Origin of the sequence: Limibacter armeniacum, assembly GCF_036880985.1 — a bacterium.
Classification (GTDB): Bacteria; Bacteroidota; Bacteroidia; order Cytophagales; family Flammeovirgaceae; genus Limibacter; species Limibacter armeniacum.
The window spans coordinates 853,701-871,674 of sequence record NZ_JBAJNO010000009.1 but is presented as its reverse complement, the minus strand read 5'-3'; the positions used below and the strand labels follow the sequence as shown (position 1 = coordinate 871,674).

General features: G+C 39.8%; 13 protein-coding genes. 10 read left to right on the top strand and 3 right to left on the bottom strand.

What is annotated here, in order from left to right:
* The first annotated feature begins 164 nt into the window (after positions 1-164).
* From V6R21_RS21390 to V6R21_RS21350, 9 genes are all read left to right on the top strand, one after another.
* Entirely contained in the window at positions 165-578 is a 414-nt protein-coding gene (locus V6R21_RS21390) for a hypothetical protein (protein ID WP_334245579.1), read from the top strand.
* A 295-nt stretch (positions 579-873) separates the two neighbouring features.
* Complete coding sequence (locus tag V6R21_RS21385; RefSeq protein WP_334245578.1) at positions 874-1,314, top strand: hypothetical protein; 441 nt, start codon at positions 874-876, stop codon at positions 1,312-1,314.
* A gap of 147 nt (positions 1,315-1,461) precedes the next feature.
* Positions 1,462-1,857, top strand: a complete 396-nt coding sequence (locus V6R21_RS21380) for a hypothetical protein (protein WP_334245577.1) — start codon at positions 1,462-1,464, stop codon at positions 1,855-1,857.
* Positions 1,858-1,984: 127 nt separating this feature from the next.
* Positions 1,985-4,540: a DUF4132 domain-containing protein gene (locus tag V6R21_RS21375; protein ID WP_334245576.1), complete on the top strand. Its 2,556-nt coding sequence runs from the start codon at positions 1,985-1,987 to the stop codon at positions 4,538-4,540.
* Between the two features lie 225 nt (positions 4,541-4,765).
* Complete coding sequence (locus tag V6R21_RS21370) at positions 4,766-5,158, top strand: hypothetical protein (protein ID WP_334245575.1); 393 nt, start codon at positions 4,766-4,768, stop codon at positions 5,156-5,158.
* 38 nt (positions 5,159-5,196) lie between these two features.
* Entirely contained in the window at positions 5,197-7,806 is a 2,610-nt protein-coding gene (locus V6R21_RS21365) for a DUF4132 domain-containing protein (RefSeq protein ID WP_334245574.1), read from the top strand.
* Between the two features lie 348 nt (positions 7,807-8,154).
* Positions 8,155-10,761: a DUF4132 domain-containing protein gene (locus V6R21_RS21360; RefSeq protein ID WP_334245573.1), complete on the top strand. Its 2,607-nt coding sequence runs from the start codon at positions 8,155-8,157 to the stop codon at positions 10,759-10,761.
* 146 nt (positions 10,762-10,907) lie between these two features.
* On the top strand, positions 10,908-11,462 hold the full coding sequence (locus V6R21_RS21355) for an SLATT domain-containing protein (protein ID WP_334245571.1): 555 nt from the start codon (positions 10,908-10,910) through the stop codon (positions 11,460-11,462).
* Positions 11,463-11,873: 411 nt separating this feature from the next.
* Positions 11,874-12,857 (top strand): TIGR02452 family protein, encoded by a 984-nt coding sequence (locus V6R21_RS21350; RefSeq protein ID WP_334245570.1) that lies wholly within the window; start codon positions 11,874-11,876, stop codon positions 12,855-12,857.
* Here V6R21_RS21350 and V6R21_RS21345 read toward each other — a convergent pair.
* Positions 12,854-14,116: a Y-family DNA polymerase gene (locus V6R21_RS21345; protein WP_334245569.1), complete on the bottom strand. Its 1,263-nt coding sequence runs from the start codon at positions 14,114-14,116 to the stop codon at positions 12,854-12,856. The two genes, V6R21_RS21350 and V6R21_RS21345, sit on opposite strands and share 4 nt — an antisense overlap.
* Positions 14,117-14,812: 696 nt before the next feature.
* Here V6R21_RS21345 and V6R21_RS21340 point away from each other — a divergent pair.
* Positions 14,813-15,619, top strand: coding sequence for an acyl-[acyl-carrier-protein] thioesterase (locus V6R21_RS21340; RefSeq protein ID WP_334245568.1), 807 nt, complete (start codon positions 14,813-14,815; stop codon positions 15,617-15,619).
* A 78-nt stretch (positions 15,620-15,697) separates the two neighbouring features.
* Here the strand turns inward: V6R21_RS21340 and V6R21_RS21335 are convergent, their stop codons facing one another.
* On the bottom strand, positions 15,698-16,201 hold the full coding sequence (locus V6R21_RS21335) for a hypothetical protein (RefSeq protein WP_334245567.1): 504 nt from the start codon (positions 16,199-16,201) through the stop codon (positions 15,698-15,700).
* A gap of 167 nt (positions 16,202-16,368) precedes the next feature.
* Positions 16,369-17,793: a DUF4919 domain-containing protein gene (locus V6R21_RS21330; protein ID WP_334245566.1), complete on the bottom strand. Its 1,425-nt coding sequence runs from the start codon at positions 17,791-17,793 to the stop codon at positions 16,369-16,371.
* Positions 17,794-17,974 lie beyond the last annotated feature (181 nt).

Below are 17,974 nucleotides of genomic sequence, written 5' to 3'. Positions count from 1 at the left end.
AATTTTACTTATACAGTTCCGATTAGTGTAACCACCCTGCTATAGCAGGGTGGTTTTTTTTATTCATATGATAATAAGAGTCAGGGATATGGCTTGAATAAGTGATACTTTTTTGTGTAAATTCTTTAATGTTTAGACAATAAAACGCATTCAAGTGACTAATTATGAGGAAAAAGCTGCTTGATACATCTTTTCTGATGTGCTACTATTATCCATCATTAAGGTTACTGGAAGCCGAATGGAAACCAGAAACCCGTAGAATGAAGGATGCTGATTACAAAAAAACAATGCTGGGGTTTGTTGAAAATGTGACAGCGACAAAGCCTAGATTCATCTTGGTCAAAGCCACTGATTTTGTTTACGTGATTGATCCCGAAGTACAACAATGGGTAAATAATGAGGTGATTTCCGTATTGATCGATACAGGTGCAGAAAAGATGGCTTTTACCTTAAATCCGGACTTGATCACGCAACTGTCTATTGAGCAAACGATGGATAGCCCTTCGGCAAAAACTTACTTGCAAACACATTATTTTGTAGACGAGAAAAAGGCTCGCAAATGGTTGATGGAAGTGTAGAAGTGTAGTTTATATTTAGTCGTTATGTGTTATAAATGTTTCGAATGGGTGATAGAAAGATAAAGCGCCTTTTCCCCATGCGGGTTTATTTTTTATTACACTTCAGTAGGGAATAGAGACTATTTCATACAGTTGTACTATATATGCTTATTTACATCTGTGAATGAGGGTATGCAGTTTGGCTTTATAGAGGTGAAATGTTACTTTTTATTTGTATCAAAATGCCATATATAAAAGTCTATTAAGTAGTTTGTGCTCAGTTTGATTTCCTTGTTTTTTACCTAATGAATTAACTATGATGAAACAAGAATTATCTTCCAATGAATTTTTGAAAGATTTCTATGTGCCAGCATATAATATGGTGGAAGCATATTGGCAGAAAACATCAAATACATTGACAGATGAGTTATTCAAAGAATCTCTGAAAATGTACCTGAATGATATTCGTAAAGTGAAACCATCTTGTGTTTATGTACGAACAATTGACTTCTTCTTTACAGTTTCTCCAGAACTGCAGTCATGGGTTGATAATGAAATCATAGCTAAGATGGTACAGGTAGGAGTCAAAAAAGCGGCTTTTTCTGTCAGTAGTGAATTGGTTATCCAACTTTCTGTCGAGCAGATTTTTGATGAACCAATTGCGAGCATGAACCTTCTGACACACTTTTTTCCTACTGAAGAAGAGGCAAAAAGATGGCTTCTGAAAAAAGATATAGGAGTCCAGAAAGAAATATAAGAACCCAATATTGATCTTATCTGTTTTTAAACCTTTACCCAATAGCATGAGGGTAAAGGTTTTTTTATAAATCTATTTTACTCCACACTTCATTTACGGTCTCCTTTATTAGATTTGTCATATCAACATTCACTTAATAGTCCCAAAATGAAAACGATTACAATCAAAGACGAGACAGCAACAGGTAAGATTCTTCATGAATTAACTTTGCAAGTAGCCAATGAACTGATAACTGTAAAAGACATTATTGAGGCGAGAGTAAAGGCTGAAGTTGAGGAGTATAACCGAAAAGCACCTGAAAAATTTAATGGGCTGGTACAGCCTAGTGAGGTAGAACAGCGCTTGAACATTGACCGTAACAAGAGAAATTTTAAACCAGTGGACGCTGAAAAGCAACTATATATAGCGTTACAGGCATTTCAGCAGAATGGATTTTTTGTATTGGTAGATGATGTGCAGGCAGATGAGCTGGATGAGGAAGTATTGGTGACAGACCATACAAGTATCAGCTTTATCAAACTGACTCCTTTGGTAGGAGGATGATTTAGTGTTAACTACAGAGGCTTTTTTATTGCAAATTTTTTGAGTTTCTATCACAAAGAAAAAACTATCGGTAATACTGTCTATTGAACCAGATTTTTTTTGTCAAATAACTTATATCAACCGTGTTATGAATAATGCTATTGAAGCAACTAGCGTATCTCAAAGAACCATTGATTTAGTGAACCAATTAATCGATGAATATTTTGAACGTGACGATTATCGCTATATTAAGGACTTTTCTACCTACCAGCAGATCAAAAACGAAACAGATGAGATAAAGGCAGAAATTGTGTTTTATATGGTCAATCAATCACTGACCATACAAGCCTGTTTAGTAGAGGTAGATCTTAAAGTCAGACGAGAAAAGTTGAGGGAGCTTGTTGGGAAACAAGATCACCATAAAGGAGAGGCTGATTATTATTCCCGCCTTAATTGGTTTTCTCAAGGCTTTGTCGAGGTGCTTATGAAGGTTAAAATTGTGTTTAAACAATCGCAATGGATAACACTGATCAACCAGTTTAGGCAAGATGGCTTCAACTACTGGCCTTTGGGACATGCAGTAAAGCAACTTGGTCATATGATCAAGGAGGAAGGGCTTACACCTGAGTTGGAGGCATACCTGAGAGAAATGCTTACATGGAAAGAGCTGACAGAATATGGCTCTAATTGGAAGAAATTGAGAGTTAGGTTAGTTGATTTCTTGTCATCAGGTAAAGAAGAAGGAATAGAGCCTTTTGTCCTGTCTGAGAAAGAAGATTTTGGAAAAACCGTCAATCAGGTAGTGTCAGGATTGGAAGCGGATGAGAAAGAACTTTGGTATAAGCTTTTTATGCTTGCGGCGACCTCCAGTGGTGCAACCCCTTCAAAAAAGTTCTCCACAACAGCCAAAGAACTTGTAGGTCAGTTTAAACGCGACCGTTTCAGAAAGCAGATGCAGGAGTGGTTGACTTTTGTTTCGAATATGTCTACTACTAATATCTCGACAAATGAGTATTGGCCGCAATACATCATGTTGGATACTGAGAATGGAAAAGTCTTAAAAGGACTTGTATGGTCACTGGTTCAGTTTCATGATAGCAAGACCCTGAACCTGCTGGCAATTGTAGCAGAGAAGTGTTATAAGAAAATACCAGGCGTAGGTCCAGCCGCAGCAGGTGTAGGAAATGCAAGCCTTTATACACTGGCTAACAGCAGAGGTATAGAAGGCATTAGCCACCTGTCACGTTTGAGAGTACGTGTAAAGCAAAGCAATACCCAATCGCTGATTGATAAATATGTGACTGAAGCGGCGGCTAAGCTCAATATTTCAGAGGAGGAGATTGAGGATTTGTCAGTACCCACTTATGGTCTACAGAATTGGGTTAAAGAAGAAGCTTTTAAGGATTATACTTTAAGGGTAAGCATCGAAAAAGTGGGTAAAGTCTCCATGCAATGGGTCAAGCCTGATGGTGCGCTTCAGAAGTCTGTACCGGTTTTCGTCAAGCAGGACGAAAAACTGAAGGAGAAACTGAAGGTGCTGAAGGAAGACGTAAAGCAATTGCAAAATATGCTGTCTACGCAACGTGACCGCTTTGACAGTTTGTTTATACAGGAGAGGTCATGGTTGTATGAGAATTTTGAAAAATATTATCTCAATCATGCCCTGACAGGTTTTCTCACCCAAAAAATGATCTGGACTTTGGAGCATGGAGACCAATCGGTACAGGTCCTTTGGCTAGATGAGAAGTGGCAGGATGTGAATGGTATTGTAATAGATTGGGTGAACAATGAGACAAAAGTTTCACTGTGGCACCCAATACATGTGGATGCAGATACAGTCTTGGCTTGGAGAACACGATTGGAAGAGTTGAATTTACAGCAACCAATTAAGCAGGCATTTAGAGAGATTTATATTCTGACAGATGCGGAACGCAATACCAATACATATAGTAACCGTATGGCTGCCCATATTCTTAAGCAACATCAGCTGAATGCATTGGCAAGTGTAAGAGGGTGGAAATACAGCCTGATGGGATACTACGATGGCGGAAACGATGATGAGAGAGTTTTCATTGAATTGCCGAAGTGGGGATTGGTCGCTGAATTTTGGGTGAATGCCGTAGCAGTGGGCGATGCACACAATACGATAGGAATGTGGCTATATGTATCAACGGATCAATTACGCTTTAAAGATAAAGATGGAACTGTGGTGCCGTTGGCGGATATACCGACAGTTGTATTCTCAGAGGTGATGCGTGATGTTGACCTTTTTGTGGGGGTATGTAGTGTAGGAAATGACCCTGAATGGAGAGACAGTGGAGAGTTGCCTCAATACCATAACTATTGGTCATCTTATTCATTTGGTGATCTGACGGAGATAGCCAAGAACCGTAAGGGAGTGTTGGAGCGTTTGGTGCCAAGGCTTAAAATCAAGAGCGTAGCCAAAGTGGAGGATAAGTTCTTGCATGTAAAAGGCAAGATCAGAAACTACAAGATCCATATCGGTAGTGGTAATATCTTGATGGAGCCTAATGACCAGTACCTGTGTATTGTAGCAGCAAGGGGCAAAGAAGTGAATACAGGTAAAGTATTCCTGCCATTTGAAGGTGATACAGTACTGTCATTAATATTGAGCAAAGCCATGTTGTTGGCGGAAGATGATAAGATTAAAGATCCGACTATTGTTAGTCAATTGACAAAATAGCAGGATTGATAATATGAAGTTAGTACCCACTCTTTTTTATGGCAGAAGAGTGGGTATTTTCATTATTGGAAAATTACCTATTTCCATTCCCTTTGCCTTTTTGTTTATATTTGGTCAGAAAAGTATTTATAGACCGTTTTTTTGTAGTGATTTTTTTACACCATACCTCATTTACGGTCTGTCTCTCTAGATTAGTTTTATAATCAATCACTTAACAACCCTAATATGAAAACGATTACAATAAAAGATGAAACGGCAACAGGTAAGGTTCTTCATGAACTGACTTTGCAAATTGCAAAGGAATATGTAACCGTTAAAGACATTATTGAGGCGAGGGTAAAGACAGAAGTGGAAGGACATAACAGTAAACCTGAATATTATAAAAGATTAGTGTTGCCTACAGAAGTAGAGCAACGTTTGAACAGTGACCGGAGTAAGAGAATTTTCGAGCCTGTAGATGTCGAAAAGCAATTGTATGTAGCTTTGGAGGCATTTCAGCAAAATGGATTTTTTGTGCTGGTAGATGATGTACAGGCAGAAGATCTGGAGCAGGAGGTTTTGGTGACAGACCAAACAGTTATCAGTTTTATTAAACTTACGCCCCTGGTGGGAGGATGATAAACCAGATTTTTTCTAAAACATAAACCAACCATACCATGAGTAACCCTGTTGAAGTAACCAATATATCCCAAAAAGCTATAGACTTAGTAGACCAGCTCCTCAGTGAAAACTATGAGCATAGAAGAGGTGAGAGTTTTTTGTTCTCCGAGTCGCCTACCTATAAGAAAATAAAGAAAGAATCAGATGAGGTAAAAAGGGATATTGTTATCCATTTGGCGGATCAGCTGATTGCGATGAGGATATGTTTTTCAGACAAAGAGGAAGAAACCCAGAAACTGCTGCTAGAGACGTTTTTTGGACAGAAAGATAAGTTTAGAAATCACAGCTATTATTACATTCACCTCTACGATTATTATTATGACCTTATGAATGTCATGATGAAATCTAAAATTGCTTACAGTGTTGAGCAATGGAAAGCCTTGGTGTTAAAGTTTAAGTATTATGACAATAAGGTCGATACAGAAACACATGGTTTGGAAAGGTGGCCTATAGGGTATGCAATTAAGCAAATTGAAAGAACCATTAAGGAGGAAGGGCTTTCTGAGGAACTGTGTGAATTTCTGAAGGAAATGATAACATGGAGGGAGTTTGACGGTACTGATGGAGGATACCGTTGGGGGATGAATTTTACAAAATTAAAGCTGGAACTAATGGCATTGCTCTCAGATGAGGGTGATCAGGTAAAACCTTACCTACTCTCTGAAGAGGATGACTTTGGGAAGGCAGTAAATGAAACTGTGGCAGGCCTGTCAGAAGAGGAGAAAAGCCTTTGGTATACGCTTTTTATGCATGCCTCTACAGCAGATGGCGGTAAACCTTCCAAGAAGTTTGTGGAAACTGCTAAAGAACTGGTTGGGAAGTTTGAAGGGGATAGCTTCATGAAGCAGGTGCAGGAGTGGTTGACCGTCGTATCACGTATGCCTGTCACTGTAGAGACCACTAACCATGGCTGGCGGTACCATTCCTTTTTGAACGCTTATAATGTAACTGTGCTAAAAGGACTCATATGGTCCCTTGCTCTGTTTTATGACAGCAAAACCCTGAACTTACTTTCAGTTGTAGCAGAGAAGTGCCATAAAAAAATACCAGGTATTGGGCCTGTTGCTGCTAGTGTAGGAAATGCATGCCTTTATGTACTGGCAAGTAGTGAAGGAATGGAAGGTATCGGTTACCTGTCTCAATTGAGAGTCCGTGTTAAGCAGAACAATACAAGGACTTTGATAGGGAAGTACATGGCTGAAGCAGCCTTAAAACTCAATATATCAGAGGAAGAGATTGAGGACATGTCTGTACCGTCTTTTGGTTTGGAAAATGGAGTAAGGGAAGTCGCATTTGAGGATTATATCTTACAAGTGAGTATCGAAAAGGTAGGTAAGGTTGCTATGCAATGGATCAAGCCTGATGGAGCCCTTCAGAAGACTGTTCCTGCTTTTGTAAAGCAAGACGAGAAGCTGGCTGAGAAGCTGAAGGAACTTAAGGGTGAAGTGAAGCAGCTACAACATACGCTCTCAACCCAGCGTGACCGCTTGGATAGCATGTTTGTACAGGAAAGGGTATGGACCTATAAAAACTTTGAGAAGTATTACCTCAACCATGGCTTGACAGGTTTTATCGCCCAAAAGCTGATTTGGACGTTGCAGGTTGGAGACCAATCAGTGCAGGCGCTTTGGATAGACAACAAATGGCAGGATGTAAACGGTACTGAAGTGGATTGGGTAAATAGTGAAGCAGAGGTTTCACTTTGGTACCCTGTATATGCTGATGCAGATACAGTCTTGGCTTGGAGAACGAGGTTGGAGGAACTGAACTTACAGCAACCAATCAAGCAGGCATTCAGGGAAGTTTACCTGTTGACGGATGCAGAGCTTAATACCAATGTATACAGTAACCGTATGGCTGCCCATATCCTTAAGCAGCATCAGTTGAATGCCTTGGCAAGTGTAAGAGGGTGGAAATACTCTTTGCTTGGATATTATGATGATGGGCGACATGATGAGACCGTTTCAATTGAATTGCCAAAATGGGGCTTAAGAGCAGAGTTTTGGGTCAATGCCGTGGAATCGGACGATGCGTTCAATGATACTGGTATTTGGCTGTATGTATCCACAGATCAGGTGCGCTTTATCAATATGAAAGGGAAAATGAAAGTAGTGGAGCTGACAGATATTCCCCAAGTCGTATTCTCAGAAGTAATGCGTGATGTAGACCTTTTTGTGGGGGTAAGCAGTGTGGGGAATGACCCTGAGTGGAGAGATAATGGAGGATTGCCGCAATTCCGTGATTATTGGACGTCTTACTCATTCGGTGACTTGACAGAGATAGCCAAGAACCGAAAAGAAATACTGGAGCGTCTGATACCAAGACTCAAGATCAGGGATGTAGCCAAAGTGGAGAATAGGTTTCTGCGTGTAGAAGGCAAGATCAGAGATTATAAGATTCACATCGGTAGCAGCAATATTCTGATGGAGCCTAATGACCAATACCTGTGCATTGTGGCAGCAAGGGGGAAAGATGTAAATACAGATAAAGTGTTTCTGCCATTTGAAGGAGATAAAATGCTGTCATTAATATTGAGTAAGGCGATGTTGCTGGCAGAGGATGATAAGATCACAGACTCGACAATTGTTAGGCAATTGAAAAGGTAATAAGATTGACATCCATCCTAAGTGAAAGGGTGGATGCTTTTTTTGAGAATACAACTCACAGACTTAACAGAAGGCATGCTGTTATTTAAACCTGACAGGTATTAGGTGATTTTTTAGACCACATCTGATTTACGGTCTGCCTGTTTAGGTTTGTATTATGATCAATCCCTTCATGATTAGCATGAGCAACAGGGTGAGAGAAATGGGAAGGTATTAAATAAACAGCCTTTGCAATTATAAATAATAGAGAAATAGACTATTGAATAGCTTTATGAAATAACTCTCATCAATAGGTGAGCGGGTGATTTATGTGGCTTTCAAAGCGAATATATTAATAACAACCAGAATATGAAGACTATGATTGACACTGGAAATCTTTCTCAAACGGCTGTAAACCTAGTGATGACTATTTTAAGGGAGGCAGACAAAGAAGATGAACTTACTGCTTACAGGGAGGTGCCTTTTGCTATTTTACCTACATATGACTTGTTGAAAAAGGAGTCGGATGAGGTGAAAAGAGATGCGGTGCTGTTCGCCGCTGATCAGTTGATTCACGCCAGTGGTTACTATGAAGGATCTGACGATGAGAAAGTAAGAAGGAAAATAATCAAAGAGTATTATGGGGTGGGTAAGTATGGAAAGGTGGAAATCTATTATATCACTCAGTTCTTTGAAAGCTTTCTTCGGGCGATACTGCGTACCAAGATTACATATAGTGTAGAGCAGTGGATAGACTTGATGAATAAGTTCAAGTATCAGAATGGGAGTACTGATGTTCAATTCTATGGTTTTATGGGTTTTGCCCTTAAGCAAATTGAAAGAATGATTAAAGAAGAAGGATTCTCAGAGAAGCTTCGAGCATACCTTCAGGAAATGTTGACCTGGGAAGAGTTTAGTGACATCGCTGGTAGATATTCAATTCGTTGGGGAAGTGTTTTGTCAAAAGTTAAACTGAAATTATTAGATATACTGTCGCAAGGTGCAGATGGGGAATTAATCGTACAGCCTTTTAAACTAATAGAAGAGGACAATTTTGGAAAAACAGTCAATGCTACTGTAGCCGAATTACCTCAGGCAGAAAGAGACCTTTGGTTCTTATTTCTAAAACATACCGCAACAGCGAATGGAAGTAAACCTGCTCAAAAATACCTGAAAGCCTCCAAGGAATTGGTGGCTCAGTTTAAGGGAGATCGCTTCAGGAAGCAGATGCAGGAATGGATCGCTTTTGCATCAACCCTTGCGGATAAAGAAAAGGGAGAGCACGGCTGGAGTTATTACATTTTCTTGGAAGGAGAGAATAATACGATCCTGAAAGGGATGGTATGGTCACTGCTACAGTTCCATGATAGTAAAACCTTGAGTTCGTTGGCTGCATTGGCTGAAAGGTGTTACCGTAAAATACCAAGTGTTGGACCTGCTGCTGCCAGTGTTGGAAATGCTGCCGTCTATGTTTTGGGACATTCAAAAGGACTGGAAGGAATCAGCCACCTTTCACGATTGAAGCTTCGTGTAAAGCAAAATAACGTACAAAAGCTTATAGGGAAATATGTGCAGGAAGCAGCTGCCAAGCTCAATATTTCGGAGGAGGAAATTGAAGACTTATCGGTACCAACCTATGGTTTGGAGCAAGGAGTAAAGGAAGTAGCTTTCGAGGATTATACGCTAAAAGTAAGTATTGAGAAAGTAGGCAAGATCACCACACAATGGGTCAAGCCGGATGGTACTTTGCAGAAGTCAGATCCTGCATTTGTCAAGCAAAGTACCAAGTTAGCAACGAAGTTAAAACAGCTGAAAGCGGAAGTAAAGCAGATACAGAAGACCCTGTCCGCACAGCGTGACCGCATTGACCGTTCGTTTGTATTGGAAAGAGAACTGTCTTACGAAAATTTTGAGAAGTATTACCTGAATCATGGTTTGACGGGATTTGTAGCCCAAAAGCTGATTTGGACGATGCGTAAGGGAGAGCAGGAGGTACAAGCGCTTTGGCAGGGAGATCAGTGGCAGGATGTAACAGGAACTACATTAGCGTGGGTTGATAATGAAACAGTTGTTTCCCTTTGGCATCCAGTACATTCCGATACAGATACCGTATTGGCTTGGCGGGAAAGAATGGAAACGTTGAGCCTTCAGCAGCCAATCAAGCAGGCTTACAGGGAGATTTATCTACTTACGGAAGCCGAGTTGAATACACGTACTTACAGTAATCGTATGGCAGCTCACTTGCTCAAACAGCATCAATTGAATGCTTTGACAGCAATCCGAGGTTGGAACTATTCGCTGTTGGGGTCCTATGATGATGGGCGTGATGGTGAGATCGCTTATATTGACCTGTCTCGACGTGGCTTGAGGGCTGAATATTGGATCAATGAGTTAAGTGCAAGTGATTCATTTAATGAAGCAGGGATTTGGTTATATGTTTCTACAGATCAAGTGCGTTTTGTAGATACGAAAGGGGACGTGGTAGAACTGGTTGATGTTCCTAAAATTGTATTCTCGGAAGTGATGCGGGATGTAGACTTGTTTGTGGGAGTAGGTAGTGTGGGGAATGACCCTGAATGGAGAGACAATGGTGGCTTGTCACAATTCCGTGATTATTGGACCTCTTACTCATTTGGTGACTTGACGGAGGTTGCCAAGAACCGTAAGGAAATACTAGAGCGACTTGTGCCAAGACTTAAGATCAGGAATGTGGCAAAGATAGATGGTAAGTTCCTGAGGGTAGAAGGAAAAATCAGAACTTACAAGATCCATATTGGTAGTAGTAACATCCTGATGGAGCCAAATGACCAATACCTATGTATTGTGCCTTCAAGAGGTAAGGATGTAAATACCGATAAAGTATTCTTGCCATTCGAAGGAGACAGGGGACTGTCCTTGGTATTAAGTAAAGCTATGTTGTTGGCTGAGGATGATAAGATTACAGATCCGACAATTGTAAGCCAATTATCAAAATAGCTGGATTATTAGATATGGATGTTGTATCCGCTCTTTTTGAGGGCGGGTATTTTCTTTGAAAGACTTCAAAAATTTGCTGATACCTATTACCCACATGCTTATATTTGACCCGAATTTTCTCATTAGCTACAACTAACTTTTTCAATATGTCAGTAAACCTGGAAATACTACTCAAAGAACTTCAGTGCGATTCTCGTCTAAATAAGGATATGCACTTTAATGCAGCCCAACGGAAGCATAACTCCAATAAGTATATGGGTATTACCATTGTGTTGATCAATGTGATAATTGGCTCAAGCTTGATAGAATTATTGAGGGAAGAGGCTTTCAGGAAGGGATTGGTTTCTGTCATTTCTTTTGTGGCGGCAGCTATTGCGGCAATTCAGACCTTTTTTAATTTCTCAAAGGATATAGAAAACCACCGAAAGATCGGCAACCTTTATATTGAAATTGCCCGTGAGGCAGATAACCTGCTTTCCAAACTTTTGGATAATTATATCAGTGAGAAGGAGGGTAGAAATGGCTACGATGCTTTGTTGAAGAAGTACCATGCTGTAAACAAAGAAGGAGAAGCGGCTTTGCCATCCAAGTCGGATTATCAGGCTGCTTATAAGAAGAACAAGGAAGATAAGGAAGCTATTAGAAAACTGAAGTATGAACAGCGTCAACAGTTTGGTAGCGTTCAGGTAGAGAGGTCTTGATCTTTTCCTATAAAGGAGATAAAAGAGTTTGTCAGCGATATAAACCTGACAAACTCTTTTTTTGTACATCGCAATATTGATTTCAATTCAAGGTCAATTTTTAGATTAAAGATTAATTCAATTCATAACAAAGTATAAAATGAGTCGATGTGGTTTTACTTAAAATATAAAACAGGACTGTTGAAACTGTATAGAATTAAGTATAGCTAACTGAGCGGTATGCATATGCTAACAGGGTAAATTTACCTTTTCTATAAAAAATGGAAGAATTATTTGATTGAAAATGGGTTTATATAGGCTTTCTTTTATAAATTAATTCAAAGATTTACAGTCTGGAATCCAAATGTCATAACTACTTTTTCAGACATCTCAATTACTAACACAAAGACAAATACCCAAAAATAGTTTTAGATGATAGACAATCGTGTTAACCGTTTGCCACTTTCGTGGAATCCTGTGCGGTGGTTGAAAGATTTTGAGGAAGCAATCCGTAAAAATCATGGTTATAAGGAATTAAGAAGTCAGGTATTTGAGCATACCGTGAGAATTGTAAAGGACGGGCATTATACTACAAAGGAAAGTGAGGTGGAGATGGATACAGCACTTAAAGATAAGTTGACTGCTGATACTGTTTTTTATAACGAAACAGATGAGTTCCATCCATTGGATACCCAAAAAAATAAACATGATCTTAAGATCGAGGTGCTGAATGCAGACTGCCTTGATACGGTTCAAAACATGCTGGCAAAAGGATTCAATCCTGCCTTGCTCAATATGGCAAGCCGCCGGAACCCTGGAGGAGGAGTGCTGCAGGGAGCAGGTGCTCAAGAAGAAAATATCTTTAGAAGGAGTAATCTTTTTGTCTCTCTTTATCAGTTTATAGAGTATGCAGCTGTATATGGCGTAAGACCGCATCATCGGTTTAAGTATCCTATAAATCGAGCTTCAGGAGGCATTTATTCACCTGGAGTGACTGTTTTTCGCTCTTCAGAAGAAACGGGGTATGGATTGCTAGACACCCCTTATCAGGTGTCAGTGGTAACAGTGCCTGCCATTAACCGTCCAGCATTGATCAAACAAGGAAGTCATTATTTATTGCGTCCTGATTTTATCGCGCCAACCAAGCAAAAAATCCGCACAGTACTGCGTATCGCAGCCAAACATGGACACGATTCGTTGGTTTTGAGTGCATTCGGATGTGGTGCTTTTTGTAACCCACCTAAGCATATTGCCAGGCTTTTTCAGGAAGTTTTTGCAGAGGAAGAGTTTCAGGGAGTGTTTTCCCATATTGTTTTTGCCATTAGGGAAGACAAAAATACATTCCGCAAACACAATCCTGAAGGCAACCTGAAGCCATTTCAAGAGGTTTTTGAGGAGTTTCAGGCAGGTAGTTAGATGGTAGCAACTGGTACTTCCCATAAGTTGGTAGTATAGTTTGGAGAACGGTAAGCCTGTTTCATTTGGAAAGCAGGCTTTATGCCTTGTGTAGCAAGGTGGATACTACCCTTTCCCCATTTATGGTTCAATTTGTCAATGACTTGCATAAGAGTTTGCCGTTTGTCGTCTTCATCAATGGAGGAAGGTGGGAATAGGGGTAACTGTAGTTGCTTTTCAGGGACAAGGTTCGTTACAAGTACACCAGCTTTTCGGTAGTTATGTCTGGGCTTGATGACTTTGTCTAGTAACTCCAGTGCTTTTTTTGTAATAGTGACCGTGTCGTTGCTTGGCGTGTTCAAGACATCTGAAATATAGCCATAATAAGGATGCTGCTCCCGGAACGAGTCAGTCTGTACAAAAACGGTGATCTTATAGGCACAACTATGTTGCTTGCGGAGCTTTCGGCAGACATTGGCAGCAAATGAGCTGACAGCTTCTTGTACACCTACCCTTGTATTAATCGCCTTGCTGAATGTACGGGCTGTGCATATACCTTGTTTAGGGGTATATTGTTCCTCTAAAGACAGATGAGGTTCTCCTAGTAACTCTCGTTGTGTACGCAATCCCGTTACATGCATATTACGCTTGACCCATCCTGAAGGAAGGCTTATAAAGTCTTCAACAGAAGTGACGCCTATTTTTTGTAGTTGCTTGGTGTATTGTTTTCCAATTCCCCATATTTCATTGATAGACATAGGGTTAATTATTTTTCTAAAATCCTGATCGGGGTGGAAGATACAAACGCCATTCATGCCACTTTTTGTTTTTGCTGCATGGTTAGCCAGTTTGGCAAGTGTTTTTGTAGGAGCAACACCTACAGATACAGGGATATTGGTCCATTGTTGGACTGTGTGACGGAGAGTTTGGGCATACCCTTCTATATCATCGATTCCACTTAAATCTAAAAATGCCTCATCAATGCTGTAGATCTCCATGTGTGGAGAGAAATGTGCCAATGTCTCCATTACACGTGCTGAAAGGCTTCCATATAAACGAAAGTTAGCTGAGAATACAGCCACATTGTGGCGCTTAATCAAGTGCTTGATCTTGAAAAAAGGAATACCCATTGGAATACCAAGCGCTTTAGCTTCTTGACTTCGGGCAATGACGCAACCATCATTATTGGAAAGTACAATAACTGGACTATGTGTTAAGTCTGGTCTGAAAACCTTTTCACAGGAAGCATAGAAACTATTGCAATCAATGAGCGCAAACATCAGTAGAGATAGTTGTAATTGTTTGATTTATGTGGTGTTGAGAAGAAATACCTCGTACAGAGGACTTGTAACATCTTCAGTGCTATAATTTACAGAAAGGTAATGCAAAGCCATAAAAAAAGGCTCTTTCCATTACGGTAAGAGCCTTTTGTTGCTTTTTAGCTTAAAGCCGAAAATAAGGTGTCCATTTCCGACAATGGACTATATGAGTCAAAAAATTGGTTAAATCACTTTTAAATAATAATGTCGTTCAGCTGAAAAAGTAAATTGTAGTTTTTAGCTAAATCTTATAAGTCAAAGGTAGTGATATTTTGCATTATTGCAATATTATTTTTTTATGAATGGCTTTTAAATGTTGTTTTAAGGCTATTTCAAATGAATAAAATAATATAAAATTGTACTATTCTAAGTTATTTTAAATCAATGTTAAATATAAATATTCAAAGTAATAAGAATGAATTTGGTGTTTGGTATTGAAAATCAATTAGTTATGAGTGTGGGTGAACGATTTTTGAAAAAAAATCTCTTTTTAGGGAAAAAAAATGAATAAAAAGAGGAATTCAGTATCAAACTCTTAACAAATATTTGGGGTAATTCAGAAACCTAACTTGACTAAAAGAGAGTTTATAAGACATTGTTTTATTAATTAGCAAGCTATTTCATAATCGAATTTAACTTTACTAACAGACTTAGCGCATGATACAGGAAGGTGTTTGGAAGGAGAAACAGACGATCAAGTCTTTTCAGATGGGACCAAACTTTCAGATGAACATTTCTACTATTTCTGAACTGCTACAGGAAGCTGGAGGAAATCATTCTAATTTCAACGAGTTTGGAATCAAGGAAATGATTGCCACAGGTAGGATATGGGTTTTGAGTCGTCTCAAGGTAGAGGCTGAAAAACTGCCAGTTTGGGGAGATGAAGTAACTGTAGAAACTTGGGTGAAAAGTGCAGAGGGAGTAACGTCTTTGAGAGACTTTATTATCCGTAATACAGCAGGAGAGGTTATTCTGAGAGGTTCTTCGCTATGGTATGCGGTTGATATCAAGAAAAGAAGACCTACGTCGCTGGAAGATATGGCAAAAAAGGTAACAATACGTTCAGACCTTTCAGCTATTGACCGTGATAGTCTGGAAAAGTTACCCCTTCCAAAGCATGTTGACTATGTAGATGAGGTAAAAGTGAAGTATTCGGATCTTGATCCCGCATTGCATGCCAATAACGTGAAATACCTTTCATGGGCTTTGAACAGCTATCCGATTGCTTTTCACAAGGCGCATCAGTTTAAGGGGTTTGAAATCAACTTTTTGGCAGAAACATTATATGGTCAGTCACTGGAAGTGGAGACAGAAGAGAAGCAGGTAGCAAGTGATGTGTATATGACTACTGTTATCAAGCACAAGGATACAGGTAAACCAGGCTGTTTGATCAGAACTACATGGCAGCAAGTAGCAGAATATGAGCGACAAGCTGAGGAGGCAACCGCAGAAGCATTGCTGTAGTACAGGGCTTGAATCTGGTTAGAGATAGATACAACATAAAAAAGGCTGAACAGCAATTGACTGTTCAGCCTTTTTATTTTATTCTTCTGAGAAAGAGTAGAATGTCTCGTCTAATTCAACATCCCCTTCTCCTTCTTTGAATTTCTTGATAAACTCTTCGATGTCTTTTTCAGTGATTTCTGCTCTGTTCAGGCAAACGTCCAGTGCAACGCCATAAGCTTCTACATCATCTTCCAGATCGTAGAACTCCTGTACCTGATAATCTTCATCTTTAGCCAGCTCTTCCGCAATAGACTCCATCAAGTCTACATGCTCTCCCTCGATGGCGTTGAAATCTTTGTCTTTGTATTCAGGCTTTTTCTCAATAGCCATTTCAACCGCTTCTTCATAAATATTGGAGAAGAATTCCATCTCCAAAGTGTAGAAGAATGCGTCGAACAAGATTTCTTCACCGTCGATCTCAGTGACAAAAACTACGTTTTTCTGCATTTCGTCGTTTTCAGCATCCTGACGGTAGATAAATGAGCGGCCTTGTTTGCTCATTTCCGCTTTGACTTTTGCAATTTCTTCAGCCTTATTCATCAAAGTAAATTTGTATTTAATGTGTAAATATAACCTCGAGGTTCTGTAAAGACATGTCCGCTAGGCGGATGGATTTTAAAGCTGTCTTGCAGGCTCAGAAGTCTGAGCAAAGATAAAACTTACGGAGGTCTTCACAAGTTTTCAGGGGGTAGATTGTAAAGGTTCTGTTAGTCCTTTTTACGTTTGTTTCTTTTTTCCTTCTTTCCTTTTTCAAGTCCCCACTGATTGGCAAGTGAAGAGTAAGGCTGGTCAATGTTGAAATAGAACTTGCGGCTATCTCCAAACTGATCTTTGGCTTCCAGTAAATCGTAGCTGTGACCGTCTTTGAAATGAAGTGATTGGCTGGTGGAAGAATAGCCTAGCATTTTGAGTATATCGTATTCATCTCCAGGAGAGGTGACGATAAATGCATTTTCGAAAGAACTGCCTTCTCCTGTTGCCAGAATCGCATTGACAATGCCTTGATACTTTTTTATGTAGGAGTAAAATGCTTCTTCATTTTCCTGATGCAGGTAAGCGATAGCCAACATTTCATATATTCTGATGCCATTGAAAGGAGCTTTTTCTAACATCGTTTGTCCCAATTCAATAACCTGATCGTATTGTTCCTTTTCAAAAAGTTTATACAGCTCTTTATGTTCGAGACCATATGGGGCATATTCACCTTGCATGCTGAATCCTAGATAAAGCATAAAGTACTCATCAAGCCCGAAGTCACACTCTTTTTCCTCAAACCGCTCGATTAGTTTACTGTAATGGTACTTGTTGGAAACGTCAGCCGCATTTCGGGTTAAGGAGGCTAACGCATCGGTATTGATATGCTTGAACCTATATTCCGACATTTCTATATGTACCAGAAGGGCGGAGTCAGTAGAGGCAAATACTTCTGATTTTGCTCTTAGTACAAGGTTACCGATGTCGTCGGTCAATTTGTAGGATTGGTCAAATTCTCGGGCAGATGCTTCAAAAGTCCCGTTTCTGAAGTGTGCCAAACCTGTAATCAGGTAAAGGTCACTGTTGAGTGGATCAAGTGCTTTACCATTATTGGCCCATTCGATTGCCTCCTCAAAGTTTTGCTCATAGTAATTGATCCATGCTTGATAATAGTGAACCATCAGGTTTTCCATATCAAGGTTGTGGGCTTTGTCTAAATAGTAAAGGGCGGAGTCATTGTTGTTGAGCATATGTTGAATGACACCAATTCGGGCATAACCGTTGGGATCTTCTGGCTCCAGAACGGTATATGTTCGAAGGTGTTTAAGAGCCCTGTCATATTGTGCACCGATTTCATAGATTCCGCTTAGGTTAAAGTGGACATCGGAAAAATTGCTATCTATATTCAATGCGCTCAAATAGTCTGACTGTGCACTGTCTGGTTTGTTTAGCTCCCAATAGCAGTTGCCTCTTATCTTGTAAGCCTCTGCATTCGATTGGTCTTTTGCGATATATTTAGCTAGGTGAGGGATGGCTTCTGAGTATTGCTGTCTCTCATAAAGGTCCAGTGCTGCTGCAAACTCCGGAGCTTCATATTGGCTGAAAAGCGACATGGAATTGAATAGCAGCAAAAATAGAAGTGACGTCAGTTGTTTCATGTTGAAAGCTGAGTTTGGAGTCATGTTGATTTGGGTTGAGTACATGGCAGAGGTGGCTGCCTTGTTATAGCGAATAACAAATTCGGGGCATAAAGGATTTCCTATAGGAGCAGACTCTTATAGGAAAAGAAGGGACTCGATAACAAGAGGGCGCTATACGTTATTTAGCCTACTTTGTTTG

What these genes read in the sequence shown, in the direction of transcription:
- V6R21_RS21385 (WP_334245578.1), top strand. Translation starts at nt 874, where the DNA reads ATGATGAAACAAGAATTATCTTCCAATGAATTTTTGAAAGATTTCTAT.
- V6R21_RS21330 (WP_334245566.1), bottom strand. Translation starts at nt 17,793, where the DNA reads ATGAAACAACTGACGTCACTTCTATTTTTGCTGCTATTCAATTCCATG.
- V6R21_RS21380 (WP_334245577.1), top strand. Translation starts at nt 1,462, where the DNA reads ATGAAAACGATTACAATCAAAGACGAGACAGCAACAGGTAAGATTCTT.
- V6R21_RS21350 (WP_334245570.1), top strand. Translation starts at nt 11,874, where the DNA reads ATGATAGACAATCGTGTTAACCGTTTGCCACTTTCGTGGAATCCTGTG.
- V6R21_RS21390 (WP_334245579.1), top strand. Translation starts at nt 165, where the DNA reads ATGAGGAAAAAGCTGCTTGATACATCTTTTCTGATGTGCTACTATTAT.
- V6R21_RS21335 (WP_334245567.1), bottom strand. Translation starts at nt 16,201, where the DNA reads ATGAATAAGGCTGAAGAAATTGCAAAAGTCAAAGCGGAAATGAGCAAA.
- V6R21_RS21340 (WP_334245568.1), top strand. Translation starts at nt 14,813, where the DNA reads ATGATACAGGAAGGTGTTTGGAAGGAGAAACAGACGATCAAGTCTTTT.
- V6R21_RS21360 (WP_334245573.1), top strand. Translation starts at nt 8,155, where the DNA reads ATGAAGACTATGATTGACACTGGAAATCTTTCTCAAACGGCTGTAAAC.
- V6R21_RS21375 (WP_334245576.1), top strand. Translation starts at nt 1,985, where the DNA reads ATGAATAATGCTATTGAAGCAACTAGCGTATCTCAAAGAACCATTGAT.
- V6R21_RS21365 (WP_334245574.1), top strand. Translation starts at nt 5,197, where the DNA reads ATGAGTAACCCTGTTGAAGTAACCAATATATCCCAAAAAGCTATAGAC.
- V6R21_RS21345 (WP_334245569.1), bottom strand. Translation starts at nt 14,116, where the DNA reads ATGTTTGCGCTCATTGATTGCAATAGTTTCTATGCTTCCTGTGAAAAG.
- V6R21_RS21355 (WP_334245571.1), top strand. Translation starts at nt 10,908, where the DNA reads ATGTCAGTAAACCTGGAAATACTACTCAAAGAACTTCAGTGCGATTCT.
- V6R21_RS21370 (WP_334245575.1), top strand. Translation starts at nt 4,766, where the DNA reads ATGAAAACGATTACAATAAAAGATGAAACGGCAACAGGTAAGGTTCTT.